The 15,003-nt window shown below is 34.7% G+C and carries 12 protein-coding genes; 4 read left to right on the plus strand and 8 right to left on the minus strand.

The features are described 5' to 3' along the window. The first annotated feature begins 13 nt into the window (after positions 1-13). Together CSC80_RS03775 and CSC80_RS03780 are read left to right on the plus strand one after the other, a co-directional pair. Positions 14-529, plus strand: coding sequence for a hypothetical protein (locus CSC80_RS03775; protein WP_058104326.1), 516 nt, complete (start codon positions 14-16; stop codon positions 527-529). Positions 530-563: 34 nt separating this feature from the next. Next, positions 564-1,667 (plus strand): heparan-alpha-glucosaminide N-acetyltransferase domain-containing protein, encoded by a 1,104-nt coding sequence (locus CSC80_RS03780; RefSeq protein ID WP_099189856.1) that lies wholly within the window; start codon positions 564-566, stop codon positions 1,665-1,667. A 13-nt stretch (positions 1,668-1,680) separates the two neighbouring features. On the opposite strand, the gene CSC80_RS03785 is transcribed toward CSC80_RS03780, so the two are convergent. The 4 genes from CSC80_RS03785 to CSC80_RS03800 all read right to left on the minus strand — a co-directional run bounded on the left by CSC80_RS03785 (position 1,681) and on the right by CSC80_RS03800 (position 5,637). Next, positions 1,681-2,034, minus strand: coding sequence for a hypothetical protein (locus CSC80_RS03785; RefSeq protein WP_099189858.1), 354 nt, complete (start codon positions 2,032-2,034; stop codon positions 1,681-1,683). Positions 2,035-2,075: 41 nt separating this feature from the next. Continuing rightward, a complete protein-coding gene (locus tag CSC80_RS03790; protein ID WP_058103988.1) occupies positions 2,076-3,347 on the minus strand; it encodes an amidohydrolase family protein in 1,272 nt (423 codons plus the stop codon). A gap of 75 nt (positions 3,348-3,422) precedes the next feature. Next, positions 3,423-4,439, minus strand: coding sequence for a UDP-glucose 4-epimerase GalE (galE, locus tag CSC80_RS03795; protein ID WP_099189860.1), 1,017 nt, complete (start codon positions 4,437-4,439; stop codon positions 3,423-3,425). Positions 4,440-4,482: 43 nt separating this feature from the next. Then, on the minus strand, positions 4,483-5,637 hold the full coding sequence (locus tag CSC80_RS03800) for a DegT/DnrJ/EryC1/StrS family aminotransferase (RefSeq protein WP_099189862.1): 1,155 nt from the start codon (positions 5,635-5,637) through the stop codon (positions 4,483-4,485). 90 nt (positions 5,638-5,727) lie between these two features. Here CSC80_RS03800 and CSC80_RS03805 point away from each other — a divergent pair, with 90 nt between their 5' ends. Both CSC80_RS03805 and CSC80_RS19740 read left to right on the plus strand, forming a co-directional pair. Next, complete coding sequence (locus CSC80_RS03805; protein ID WP_099189864.1) at positions 5,728-6,978, plus strand: glycosyltransferase N-terminal domain-containing protein; 1,251 nt, start codon at positions 5,728-5,730, stop codon at positions 6,976-6,978. Positions 6,979-7,520: 542 nt separating this feature from the next. Further along, a complete protein-coding gene (locus CSC80_RS19740) occupies positions 7,521-7,643 on the plus strand; it encodes a hypothetical protein (protein WP_257786202.1) in 123 nt (40 codons plus the stop codon). A gap of 169 nt (positions 7,644-7,812) precedes the next feature. On the opposite strand, the gene CSC80_RS19645 is transcribed toward CSC80_RS19740, so the two are convergent. The 4 genes from CSC80_RS19645 to CSC80_RS03830 all read right to left on the minus strand — a co-directional run bounded on the left by CSC80_RS19645 (position 7,813) and on the right by CSC80_RS03830 (position 14,843). After that, a complete protein-coding gene (locus CSC80_RS19645) occupies positions 7,813-9,897 on the minus strand; it encodes a family 16 glycosylhydrolase (RefSeq protein WP_236973316.1) in 2,085 nt (694 codons plus the stop codon). A 298-nt stretch (positions 9,898-10,195) separates the two neighbouring features. Then, complete coding sequence (locus tag CSC80_RS03820; protein ID WP_099189866.1) at positions 10,196-12,997, minus strand: triple tyrosine motif-containing protein; 2,802 nt, start codon at positions 12,995-12,997, stop codon at positions 10,196-10,198. A 122-nt stretch (positions 12,998-13,119) separates the two neighbouring features. Then, entirely contained in the window at positions 13,120-13,824 is a 705-nt protein-coding gene (locus CSC80_RS03825; RefSeq protein ID WP_099189868.1) for a response regulator transcription factor, read from the minus strand. Then, on the minus strand, positions 13,821-14,843 hold the full coding sequence (locus CSC80_RS03830) for a histidine kinase (RefSeq protein WP_099191404.1): 1,023 nt from the start codon (positions 14,841-14,843) through the stop codon (positions 13,821-13,823). The genes CSC80_RS03825 and CSC80_RS03830 overlap by 4 nt, the downstream gene beginning before the upstream one ends. Between the last annotated feature and the right edge of the window lie 160 nt (positions 14,844-15,003).

Consider the following 15,003-nt stretch of genomic DNA (forward strand, 5'->3'; position numbering starts at 1 on the left):
ACAAAATCGCCCTATGAGCTTAAAAAAAATGATATTCATTGGTTTTATCACATTAAATATCACCTTTTCACTGGCCCAAACCACTAGGAACAATTCTGATTTCTGGAATAACGTAAGATTTGGTGGAAGTATTGGATTAGGATTTACAAATAACGGATTCAATGGGTCTATTTCCCCAAGTGCCATTTATCAATTTAATGAGCAATTTGCTTCTGGTGCCAGTTTAAGTTTCAACTATGCCAAATTTGATGAAGACAAATTTCTAGCATACGGTGGGAGTGTTCTTACTCTCTTTAACCCTATTCCCCAACTTCAAATGTCCGCAGAATTTGAACAACTTAGGATCAACAGAACAATTGCGACCTCAACTATAGATATTGAAGATAACTACTGGCTACCTGCATTTTTCATAGGTGCGGGTTACAGCACCCGAAACGTTACTATGGGATTGCGATATGATTTACTGTACGACGACAACAAAAGCATATACGGAAATGCACTAATGCCATTTGTACGCGTGTACTTCTAAAAATTACTACCTTACCAATACCAAACTAACCAACATGAATACATTGAAAAACAGGTATCTTTCATTAGATGTCTTTAGAGGCATGGATGTCGCTTTAATGATCATTGTGAATTCCCCCGGAAATGGCGATACCAGTTTTGGCATTTTAAAACATGCGGTCTGGAACGGATTTACGTTAACGGATCTAGTATTTCCTACTTTCTTATTCGTAGTAGGAAACGCTATGAGCTTTAGCATGAAAAAATACCAAAATGTGGCAAGTTCTGAATTCTTAAAAAAGGTTTTTAAACGTTTTGCCATTATTTTCCTATTAGGGTTTTTAATGTATTGGTTCCCATTTTTTGAAAATGGGAGTTTAAAACCAATTGCAGAAACCAGAATTTTTGGTGTACTGCAGCGTATTGCCCTCTGTTACCTATTTGCATCGATCTTATTACATTATTTCAAGACTAAATCTGTTTTGATCTTTAGCGCCATTGCTCTTATTGGTTATCATATTATCCTAATGGTATTCGGAGATTTATCATTAACCGGGAATGCCGTATTAAAACTTGACAAATTCATTATTGGAGCAGACCATATGTACCACGGAAATGGCGGTGTTGCTTTTGACCCAGAAGGATTATTAAGCACATTGCCTGCCATTGTAAATGTTATAGCCGGATTCTTTACTGGTAAATTCATTCAAAAGAACGGTCAGAATTTTGAGACCATTGCCAAATTGATTATGGTTAGCGGACTTCTCATAATAGCAGGATTTGCATGGGACCTCACATTCCCTTTCAATAAAAAACTATGGTCCAGTTCTTTTGTTTTGCTAACCATTGGAATAGATATTTTTATAATCTCCATTCTTATTTACTTATTAGATATGTCCAAACCTGGAAAATGGACTTATTTCTTTGAAGTATTTGGCAGAAATACACTGTTTATCTACCTATTATCTGAACTTTTTATCATCAGTTTGGCAGAAATATCAATGAAGGGCACAACCGCCTACAACTGGATTGCAGATAACATCTTTATACAAATAGCAGGTGACTACTTTGGCTCGTTATTCTTTGCTTTATGGATAATGTTCACTTGTTGGTTAGTAGGTTATATCATGGATAAAAAAGGCATTTATATAAAGGTGTAATCTTGATATCATCTTATTGATACCTGTTACGGTACCACACTTTTTTATATTCCCTCTTTAAAATCAAAAAAGTAATTTGATCAGCTACATCTACAGTATCCGTAATTTGAATATGCTCAAACTCCTTTTCAGGAATATCTATGATATACATAAGATTAAGGTATTCTGCGAAATGCTCCATCATTAAGTAATAGACCTTTTCACGAATAAGGGCAATGAAGCTAACGCCATCTATAGTTTTCGTGATTTTCAATGGATTATTGGCAAGAATGAAATCTTTCTCCACTTGTTTAACCAATTTTTCAAAAAGGGAGTCACCTAATGCTATTTGCACCAACTGCCTACTAGTATCAACATTGATTTTCATGCAAAGCTTATTTTCAAGAATTAGCCAAACCTTCTATACCATTATTGTTTATAAACGACCCCTTCTTTCATCACAAAAACTACATCTGTAAGGGTTTCCACATTATTTAAAGGGTTTTCATTTACAGCAACAATATCAGCAATATACCCTTCTTTAATTTGTCCTAAATCAGCCTCGCCTAAAAGCATAGCATTGGTTATTGTAGCTGAACGTAATGTCTCAATAACGGGCATACCCGCCTTGTTCATATAAACAAATTCCTTAGCATTATCACCATGGGGAGACACCCCTGAATCTGTACCAAAGGCTATACTTACCCCTTTCTTATAAGCTTTTGCAAAAGTTTCATTGAGTTTAGGTCCTATTTCCAAGGCTTTCTTAGCCACTACCGGCGGCAAATAGTTAGGTATTTTGGCTAACCTAGCAGCCTCTTGACCGGCAGAAATGGTAGGCACCATAAAAGTATTATGCTTGATCATAAGATCCATAGTTTCCTCAGACATTAATGTACCATGTTCAATAGTTTTAATTCCGCCTAAAATAGCTCTTTGCATACCTTCATCACCATGTGCATGTGCAGCGGTAAGCATACCATAATCTTTTGCAGTATCTGTAATCGCTTTTATTTCTTCAATAGTAAATTGTGGATTTTGACCACTTTTAGCTACACTTAAAACACCCCCAGTTGCGGTAATCTTAATAACATCTGCACCATCTTTATATCGTTGACGAACTGCTTTTCTGCCATCCTCTGGAGAATTGACCACCCCTTCTTTTGGTCCTGGATCACCCATTAATTCTTGACTTCTTCCGTTGGTAGGATCCGCATGTCCACCTGTAGAAGCAAGAGATTTTCCGGCGGTGAAAATTCTTGGACCAACTATTGTTCCTTTATTAATTGCTTTCTTGAGGGCAATGTTTACACCAGAACCACCTAAATCCCTAACTGTTGTAAAACCGGCCATTAAAGTCCGTTTAGCATACACCGTAGATTGAAATGCCACATCAGCTTCGTTCAAGGTAAATGCTTCTAAATATCTAGATGGGCTAGATTCGCTTTCTATATGCACATGCATATCTATAAAACCCGGTAATATGGTCTTGGATTTTAAATCTACCACCATATCCGTATCATTACCCGATACATAACCATTTTTAATCTCCTTGATCTTATTACTCGATACTATAATTGTCTTTTCAGATAAAATTTTACCAGATTCAACGTCAACAATTTTACCGCATTGTAAGTAAGTGTCCTGTGCATTAGCCAGACCTATAACAAACAGGAACAATACGAATAGAGAATTTTTCATAAGAGGTGGTATTTAAATTAAATAAGGGGAAATATAACCATATTTCCCCTTATTTATATTGATAGTATCAAAAAATCAATCCCTAATTTTCTGCTCCCAGATCCAAGCGTAATTCATTGCCTCTTCTAAAGTATATTCAGCTTTCCAACCTAACACTTTATTTGCCTTGGTAGTATCTGCATATGCTGTTGTAATATCTCCAGGTCTTCTATCTACAATTTTATAATTCAATTTTTTACCTGAAACCTTTTCAAAACTCTTAATAGCCTCTAAAACCGAGCTACCTTTACCCGTACCTACATTAAATACTTCGTAGTTAGATGCATTGTCACCATTAAGCAAGCGCTCTAAAGCTACCACATGTGCCTTGGCCAAGTCCACCACGTAAATATAATCTCTAATACATGTGCCATCAGGTGTAGGGTAATCGTCTCCAAAAACAGATAACTCTTTTCTAAGTCCAATACCTGTTTGAGTAATGAACGGCACCAAATTTTGTGGAACCCCTTTTGGCAATTCTCCAATATTCGCACTTGGATGCGCTCCCATAGGATTAAAATATCGTAAGGCAATAGCATTAAGACCAGGAGTAACTTTACAGGTATCTGCAATAATTTCCTCACCCATTTGTTTGGTATTGCCATATGGAGATTCTGCCACCTTGACCGGTGCATCTTCGGTAATTGGCATTTTATCTGCCTGTCCGTATACCGTACAAGAAGAACTAAAAATAAAACTTGCCTTATTCTTTTTACAAAGCTCCTTTAATATGTATACTAAAGTACCAATGTTGTTTTCATAATACAATAATGGTTTCTCAACACTCTCTCCCACCGCCTTAGACGCAGCAAAGTGTATAACTCCAGTAACATCTTGGTATTTTTGAAAAAAGTCCTCGACTTTTTGTTTTTCCTTAAGATCCAGTTTTTCATAAAGTGGCTTTTTACCGGTAATGGCCTCAATACCCTCTAGCACACTTTCATCAGAGTTAGAACAATCATCAATAATGACCACTTCAAACCCTTTATTCTGTAATTCTACTACAGTATGTGAGCCAATAAAACCTAAACCTCCTGTTACTAATACTTTCATCTATTATATTATTTGAACGTTGCCAAATTAAAAAAACTTTGCACTACCCATTAACAAACCCGATAACCAACTGCGTAATATGGTTAATCTGTTCTTCATCCAATTCCGTATGCATCGGTAAGGAAATTACTTCTTTCACCAATTGATTGGTCACAGGAAAATCTGCCTCATTATACCTATCATCCAAATATGCCTTTTGTTTATGCAACGGGATAGGATAATATACACCAAAAGGAACTTCATTCTTTGCTAAAAATTGTCCCAGCTCATCTCTTTTGCCATTTGTTATTCTCAACGTATATTGATGAAACACGTGACAATCGCACACATCGCAAATTCCCTCACAATTATTCACGGTCACCGGGGTTATGATATGCTCTTGACCCTCAAACGCTTTGGAATATGCTCTTGCCGCATTTCTTCTTGCTTCGCAATAGCTATCTAATTTTGGCAATTTTGCCCTAAGTACCGCAGCCTGTATAGAATCTAGTCTAGAATTTACCCCAACCACATCATGATGGTAACGCTCATACATACCATGGTTAACAATACCACGAAGTGTATGTGCCAATTCATCATCATTAGTAAAAATAGCGCCGCCATCACCATAGCAGCCCAAATTTTTAGAAGGAAAAAAAGAAGTGGCACCAACATGCCCAATACTTCCGGCCATCTGCTTAGCACCATCTTTAGCATAATACCTGGCACCTATTGCCTGTGCATTATCTTCGATAACAAATAAATCATGCTTTTTTGCCAAATCTAGAATTGCATCCATATTAGCACATTGCCCAAAAAGATGTACCGGCACTATAGCCTTTGTCTTAGGGGTAATCGCCTTATCGATCGCTTCAATGTTAATATTAAAAGTATCTGGATATACATCTACCAAAACCGGCGTAAGTTGTAACAATGCAATTACCTCAACCGTAGCGGCAAAGGTAAAGTCGGCAGTAATCACCTCATCGCCAGGTTTTAGACCCAACCCCATCATTGCAATTTGCAAAGCGTCTGTACCATTTGCACAGGGAATGACATGCTTTACCTGTAAATACTCCTCCAGTTCCTTTTGAAATGCATGAACTTCTGGACCATTAATAAATGCTGATGTCCCTAATATCTGAGAAATTGAGTTATTTACCTGTTCTTTAATTTCTTGGTATTGACCACCTAGGTCTACCATTTGTATCTTTTTCATCTGTTGTAATTACATGAAGTGCAGCAAAAATACGAAACGGGCAACACTAATTTTATGGAAAGAAACGTAATTTAGCCCAAAAGCATCAGTTTGTATATTCTTTATAACTTCATAGCGGTAATTGCTTCTGTAATTTTAAAAGGCTTGGCATTGGTAAACACTAAGCTTTCCCTTTTTGTAAATGGCAGAAAAAATTCGCTTTCCATAATTGAAAAGTCCATTTCTAAAGAAGATAAAGTAATTTGGATCCATGCCGCCTCTTTAGGTGAATTTGAGCAAGGGTTACCAGTATTGGAGCAATTAAAATTATCATATCCACATTACAAAACCCTACTTACTTTTTTCTCTCCTTCAGGGTACGAAGTAAAGAAAAACAGCAAAGTTGCCGATGTAATATGTTATCTACCATTAGACACTAAAAACAATGTAAAATCATTTATAAAAATGGCACACCCAGATATTGCCATTTTCATTAAATATGAAATTTGGCCTAATTATTTAGCCGCCCTTAAAAATTTGAATACCCCCACTTTTTTAATTTCTGCCTTATTCAAAAAGAAACAATCCTATTTCAAGTGGTACGGTCATTTTATGCGTAAAGCTTTAAAAAATTTCACTCATATTTTTGTTCAGAATTCCATGTCTTCAGACTTACTAAAATCTATTGGTTTAAAAAATGTGACCGTTGCAGGAGATACTCGTTTTGATAGGGTACTTGAAATAACAAAGCGCAATAACGACCTGGAATTTATGAAATTATTCAAAGATGAACAGTTCTGTTTTGTAGCAGGTAGCACTTGGTCAGAGGATGAAAGACTACTAATTGATTATATCAACCAAAGTAAATATGCCATTAAGTATGTGATCGCGCCGCACACTATGAAAGCTGATCATATAAAAAATATAGTTTCATCTATTGATAAATCTGTTATATGCTATTCTGATTTAAATGAAAAGGTCGTATTAAAAGACTACGATGTTATAATTATCGATACCATTGGGTTATTGACCAAAATATACAGTTATGCAGACATTGCATATGTTGGCGGTGGTTTCGCTACAGGATTACACAATACATTAGAGCCTGCAGTTTTTGAGATACCCGTAATTATTGGGGAAAAATACGAAGGTTTTGCAGAAGCGGAAGAACTAGTAACATTAGTTGGTATTATTTCCGTAAATAGCTTTTTAGAATTAAAAAAGCAAGTAGACGAATTCTTCAACGACAACGATAAACGGGAATTAACCGGACAAATCAATTCTAAATACATCAAAGAAAAGGCTGGGGCCACACCATGTATACTGAATGAATTAAATTCAGTTTTAGCGACAAAAAATTGAAGTATTCACACCAACCAAACTTATAAACTACCGAATATTTAGCTCAAAAATTAGACTACCATAGACTCAATTTGGGTGCATTCCCCTGATTATATGATACGTTAATCGATTTTACATCACTATATTACAGCACTTTACACTTCTAATACTTATATTGAGAACAGAACAATATAAGTATGATTATGGAACAAGAACTAACTTCTGGAGTAAAAATGCTCAACGGATTTCTCAAATTAATGATTACATGTTTAATTCTAATTCTTCTAGCAGTACCACTTGCAGGTATAGCAGATTGGTTAGGACTGATTAAATAATTACAAGTAACATTTACAACAAAGCTTTTAAAAGTTGACTAAAGAACATTACTGATAGTTCAACATCGATGAAACACCAATTTTACGGTTAAAATGCATCTGTCAAGAACTATCAACCACAAATAAGTAAGGTTTTACGTCGTTTTTGTAAGTTTTTACAACAATTACTAGGTAAAAGTTGCTCATTTCAACTAACTTTAGTAGAGTAACTTTAAAGTAGGTAATGTTATGAACAATTTATCATTTAAAACAGGGGTAGAAACTTATCTATCCGTACTTATTATAGCAATGAATGCTTTTTTGGCTGTTGTTGCGGTAGGTGCTATATTAACCCTTTTAGGGATTGTCTAATCTTTTAAATTAAAGCTTATTGCAAAAAATTACATTATAAAAGCCCCTTTGAAAGGGGCTTTTTTATATTTATAACATTCCGAACATTAGATATCCGAGAGTAATAACACAAAAAAAAGACTGTCAAATAAAACCTGACAGTCTTTAAAACAAAATTAACTAACTGTTTTTACTGATAGACCCTAACATAGTCTACTTCCATTGTATCTTGTGTAAACGCTGGGTCAATTGAACCTCCAAGAGTACCTCCCATAGCTACATTCATAATCAGAAAGAAATCGCTATTAAACGGTGTAGTTCCATTATTGACAAAACTATTATGCACTACCTCATCATCTACTACAAACTTAATGCTATCCGGGGTCCATTCTACTGTATAATTATGAAATTCTGAAGTAGCCGTCGCTACCGGGGTAGTACCTACAACCGCATTACCTGCTGAATTACCAGGATAATGCAATGCGCTACTGACCACATTATTATTGTTACCAACATGTTCCATAATGTCTATTTCACCACTTGCAGGCCAGCCTACTTCATCAAAATTAGCACCTAATGCCCAAAGTGCAGGCCACGTACCCCCACCTGAAGGAAGTTTAGCTCTAATTTCTACTCTACCATAAGTAAACTCGAACAGATTTTCCGATTTAATTCTACCTGAAGTAATTCCCCCAGCTGGCGATACACCAAAATCAAAAAACAGCACTACTCTATCATAAGTTCCGGCAGGAGCGGCACTAAAATCAAAGCTCAGTGTTTCCCATGCATTTGCCGTAGCCGTATTAACACTTACTTCTACATTCTCATCTGAATTGGCTTGATTTTCTAATTTCAGAATTATGTTAGCACCCACGGAAGGAGACCAGGTTTTAAGACTAATTGTTGTATACGTCATTAAATCAATAGGAGACGAAAGGTCAAAGAAAGATCCTGCCCAAGTTTCTGCCCCTAAAGCTTTTGTAGATTGCGCAACATTAGCGGAAGTATTTTCACCACTGGCATCTGGATTGGCCACTACGGTTGTTTCAGAACCACCAAAACCTGTAAAAGTTGGCGCAGCACTTTCAAAGTCTTCTAATATTTGCTCGGTGCCACCAGCATCGATCAACGTCATTTCATCAAAATAATGAACAGCAGCTTCACCTTCACCTGCAATGGCGGTTATTTTCAAGACACCATCTTCAACTTTTACATTTTCTGAATCATTGGTATAAGTCTGAGCCTCACCGTTGCCCCATCCGCCAGCACCTAAGTCATAGGTCCAGTTTAATGGATCAGGAGCGCCATCTACATCAAATTCATCTGACCAAACCAAGTTGGTATAAATGGTCTCCAGGTTTTCATCACCACCATCAATAGCCGCTTCTGCGGTAAACTTATGATACCAAGCTAAATCAGCATTTTCAGTATCATAAGTACGTACATATAGAAAGTCATCTTCTATTGCCAATATCTCATAGACCGAAGAACCAACATAATACCCCATAAAACCACCATCTGCAATTGTCATTTGTATTCCAGTAGTTTCTTCATCTGGCACATTGCCTTCAACAGGGGATAATACAACGGATTTTGTACCACTGGTATCAAAATCATAACAAAAATCAGATTCTTCACTACCACCAACTACGGCTCTATGACCAACATTAAAATAAGTTTGCCCTTTATTATCAAGCTCAAAAGTTAAATTACCGTTAGCATCCTGCGCAAAAGTTATCTCATCATCACATAAACAATCAGAATCTTCACTACCACACTTTTCAAATGCCGAAGCCACATACCATTTAGGATACCACCAATCTCCATCTATACCTTCACGAGCTGGCCCTAAGCCTAAATGCCCTTGTTGAGACGCTGCAAGAAACCAAGTTTTTGAACTGTCATTGGTTAACAAAGAAACCGTTTCAGGGTCAGAAAAAGCAATAGAAACAGAAACGTCTACAGATTCTGAAATTTTATTGCCTTCTGTGGAACCAGCTGTTACCGTTACTGTATAAGAATTATCTCCAATCATTTCATAGGTTTTAGATGCCTCTCCTGAAGTACCTAGGGCAGATGTGCCGTCGCCAAAATCAAAATGATAATAATTTGCATTATCTGCAGTCGCTGTAAAATTGACAGTTCCGCCGCCCATATTTTGGGCATCCACAATTAGGTTAGAAGGTAACACAGAAACCGGAATATCAATATCATTTTCGTCACAGCCGATCAATGCCGTGAACATACATATTGTGATGTACATTAATTTTTTCATAGTTTAAATCATTTGTTTGAGTTAATTATTTGATTCTTGCCTCTATCCAATACAGCTTTTCAACAACTGTTAAATTTGATAGTAACACTTCTGCAATATAAATTCAAACATTAATAATTTCTAAAAAATTACCTATACAAAAAACATACAATTCAAAAAACAAGTACTTTAAATAGCAATTTGACAATTTAACCTACTGATATCTAAGAATCCATATCATTCCTAAATCATTAGTAAATCAATAAAAATAACCTATGTTGTGGTAATGTTGTGGTAAATATGTAATATGATAAGGAAATTATATGTTGATGATGTAGTCGGTTAACCCGTCATCATGCGAAAGATTCATTTTTTTCCTTAAACGATATCTTTTTACTTCTACACTTCTAACCGAGATATTCAACAATGGCGCTATTTCTTTGGAAGAAAGATTGAGTCTAAGATAAGCACACAAACGAAGATCGTTTGAAGATAATTCCGGATGCTTTTCTCTTACTTTCTTTAGAAAATCCTTATCAGCATTATTAAAGGCATTTTCAAAGAATGTCCAATCATCGTCATTATTAATATTCCTGTCTATGGTTTTGATCACCGATCTGACTTGGGCATCATCTTTTAAATCTTTTAATTTTTCTTTTATAGCATTTAAAAATTCATTCTTTTTAATAATACTCATAGTGGAGATAGCCAGTTCTCTATTTTTACTATCCACAAGCTCTTGTAAGCGCTCATTTTTTACTTGAACCAATTTCTTTTGATTCTTTAATTTCTTACGTTTTAAACGTTTCTTATTTTCCTTAATTAGCTGCATCTGCTGTTTCCTATAGTAACTTTTATAAATTCTATGAATTAAAATGGAGCATAAAATAATCATAAGCACATAGCTTAAAAATGCCCAAAGTGACATATACCAAGGTCTTTTTATTACAAAAGAATAACTGACCTCATTTAAAGTAGGTGTATTGCCCACTTTTGCACGCACCTTTAATGTGTACGAGCCATAAGCTAGATTTTCTAAAGCAATGGAGGGCTCAGTTGACCAATTACTCCACTGATCATAACGACCATCAAGCATATATTGATAATTCACTTCTGTAAACTTATCATATTCAGCTACATGAAACGAGAAAGAAATATTGTTCTCTGAATAGTCAAACTCTTTATTTTCAACTATAGGTATTGACACTTTAGGGCTATTATAAGAAGTTCTAGATATACCGTTTAATTCGATACGATAATTTCTATCATGTTTCTTATCTAAATCTAAGGTCACATAACCGTTTGACATACCTATCAAGTAGTTTTCCTTTTCCAAATGAACCACAGATTCAAAACCCAGAACGCCCATACTCCTTCTAAAAAAAACAGGGATAGAGATTTTAATTTCTTCGGGATTATTTGTTAGATTCCCAGATGACACACTTATAATATTATTATTGGAAAAACCCCATAACCTCTTAGACTCATTAGTAGATTGAACAATACCAATGATACTATCTTGAGCATTAAAGAACTTTTTGGATAAAAGTGAATCTCTTATAAAATCTTGCTTTTTCGGCTTGTAATTAAAGACCCCATTTATAGTTGTGTAAACAATTTCATTCCTAAATCTCATTAAACTTGAGCCATTACCTTTTGAAGGTATTTGACCAACATTTAAAGCTCTAGTATAATCAGTATTCAGTTCTAAATTATAAACACCCTTATAATCATGATTTACAAGAATTTTATTATGATCAATAAACTCAAAAAACCTAGAAGAATTATCAAAACCCTCTATTCTATTTTTGAATATCCATTGCCCATTAATAAATTGCAATATACTGAGCCCCTTATAATTACCTTGAATCAATAAATTCGGATATTCTTTGATTTTCTGAATATCCCAAGTACCAGGAAAATCAGAAATTTTTGTAGCAACGGCATCATTTATTGCGTAAGTACCATTATGATGACCACAGAACAATGTGTTTTGAAGCTCTTTCAACATCCAAACTTGACCTTCGGTACCTTCAACCATTTGAAAGTCTTGGCTATCATCATTCTTATAAAACAAGCCTTGATTAGTTCCCAAATAAAGTAGCTTCCCAATTTTCTTTGCAGCGTATACAACCCCAATGGTACCTAATTGATCTACGTATTCCTTAAACGGAGAATTTAAGTTCAGAATACTTAGACCATTATCCAAACCTAACCATACATTGTGATCTGCATCTTCAAATAATGATAAAACGGTGTTATTGTTGAGACCCTTCTCTTGATTTATATGATATATTAACTCCCCATTTTTATTTAAATGAAATATACCCTTAGAAATGGTACCTAAAACATAAGATCCATCATGCAATTTTAAGGTGCTATATACTTTGGTAGCATTCAAGTCAACCTTTGCACTTATCTTCCATTCTTTTAATTCTCTATTATCAAAATGAAAAAACCTACCTGTTTCGGTTATGACCAACATATAATCCTGAACAGAAAATGCCCCAACAATTATTTCATTCTTAAAAATATCATGATCTGAAACTAGTACTAAATTTCCATCACTTAAAGTAAACAAACCTCTTTCCCCGCTTTGAAAGTATAATTTGTTCTTTACATTAAAAATCTTCGCCCTTTTGGTTACCGTATCGAAAACCTCAAACAATTTAGTTTTTGAATTATAGATATAAATTTTATCCAAAGATTGAAACAAAACCCAGTCTTTAAAACCTGTAATGTTCCAAAAATCTTCGTCTTCTACCAGCTGATTTTTTATTACACTGGATAAAGAAGTATAGGTAAGGACCCCTAATTTATTTCTTTCCCAATAACCGAATTCCATATAGCTGCCAGTGTACACTCTTTCTTTAATGGATAATACCGATTTTACAGGTGTTCCATACGGTGATTGGTACAATTTCCATGAAGTACCGTTGAACTCAAGTAAACCATTATTATTAGCAATGTACATGGTCTTAGACTGAGATTGGGTAAAAGACCAATTTTGATTGCCCGCCTCATATTCAATAGGAGTATAATTTTGAATAGGGGGCAATTCTTGAGCCGAAACAGCTACGGTTAATAAGGCAAATAAAAAATGTAACGGTTTAAATACCATCTAATAGCGAATCATATATTGACAAACTTAAATATAGGTATTTAAAATTTGCCTAATTCTGTTATGAAGCTTGCAAAAAAGCATACAGTTTTATCACATACAACTCATACTCTTAGTATATTTTACTTTATAATGCTTTTCATAAAATCCTCTTTATAGGCTCTACCAATAGGCACTCTCACATTCCTTTCCAATACTACATGATTTCCAATCACTTTTTTAATCTTGCTCATATTTACGATGTAAGATTTATGCACTCTTAAAAACTTAAGGCTATTTAAGTGCTCTTGCCAATATTTTAAGGTTTCTTGCGACAGGTATTTGTGTTTTACCAAATGAATCTCTGTATAGTCCGCATCGGATCTAATATGACTTATGTTCCTCACTTCAATCTTAACATGTTCATATCCAGATTTTACAAAAATCACATCAGGTAAAACATTATCATTTTGAACTGTACCATCCATTAAAAAATTTTCTTTGGTTGGCACTTTATGGACCGCTTGTACAAATCGCTTAAATGAAAACGGTTTTAAAAGGTAGTCCACCACCCCATACTCATAACTTTCCAAGGCATAATCTGAAAATGCCGTGGTCAATATTACGCTAGGTTTTTGCTTTAAAACATTCAAAAATTCAATTCCTGAAATCTTAGGTAAATGAATATCTAGAAAAATAAGGTCTATATGCTCCGTTTTTAGATACTCCATTGCCAGAATTGCATCGGCAAACGTAGCCTTTAACTGCAAGTTGCCTATATCTGAAATATACTTCTTAAGCACTCTTTGCGCTGGCGGTTGATCTTCTATTATAATACACTGCATCATAAGCTTGCCTGTATCAATTGTAATTTTAAATGTACATAATAAATATGCTGTTCCTTTTGAATATGTAATTTATGCGCGTTTGGGTATAGTAACTCGAGTCTTTTCTTCACATTTTGCAAACCTATACCATTTGAAATACTTTGGGTATTAGATAGTTTTAAGAATGAATTTCTACATTCAAAATTTAAAAGCCCCTTCTCATCCAATGACACATTTACATCTATAAAAATACCATGAGACTGACTTGCAGTACTATGTTTAAAAGCGTTCTCTATAAAAACAGATAGAATTAAAGGAGCTATTAGATAGCCGCTCTTTATATTTTCGGTTTTAAAGTTAACACTACCTCGTTCCTCTATCTGCATTTCATTTAATTGCGTAAAGTTCTTTAAATGTTCCATTTCTTTGGGTAAGGCTACAAACTTTTCCTTACAATCATAAAGCATATATCTTAGCACTGCAGACAATTCAAGAATAATAGAAGGCGTTTTTGAGGATTCTTCTATGGCATATGAGTAAAGGTTATTTAAATTGTTGAATAAAAAATGTGGATTGATCTGTGACTTTAAAAATAACAACTCACTTTCCTTAACTGAAGTACGCAACTCTTCTACCTCCAATTGTTTCTTAGAGGCATCCCAAGCAAATTTGAACCCTACTAAAATTAATATTACCGGCATTACATCTAACAGGCTATAGACCACTCCCGGAAAATACACTGCACGTGTATTGGGATAAAAAATTTGCTCTAGAACCAACTCTTCAAAAGATATAATAGCACTAATTAGAATAACCAGAAAAAGAAAAAACTGCAAATATCTTTTCCTATAGTAATATTTGGGCAACAATAGGTAATTGATTACAAAGGCACCAAAGGCGTAGTTTAAAAAAGCCAACACTTTAAAACCTTCAATTTCAGGTTCATTTCTATCGAACGTAAAAAAAAGAAAGACCACAATATGCAGTAGCACCTGAAAAATAATTTCTTGGGTTGTGCTATTATTAAATTTAGAATCCATGGTCATTATTTAAAAATACTACATAATTGGATTACGCTATTTATTAAGGCTGTCATCGACATTATTTTACTGGTAAACGCCACGTCAAAAAGAAATGTCGTTTGCACTACAACAAATGTCGTTTGCAGAATTTAAGAATAAAACAAAATTAGTTATGTGC

Source organism: Maribacter sp. 6B07 (assembly GCF_002700155.1).
GTDB lineage: Bacteria > Bacteroidota > Bacteroidia > Flavobacteriales > Flavobacteriaceae > Maribacter > Maribacter dokdonensis.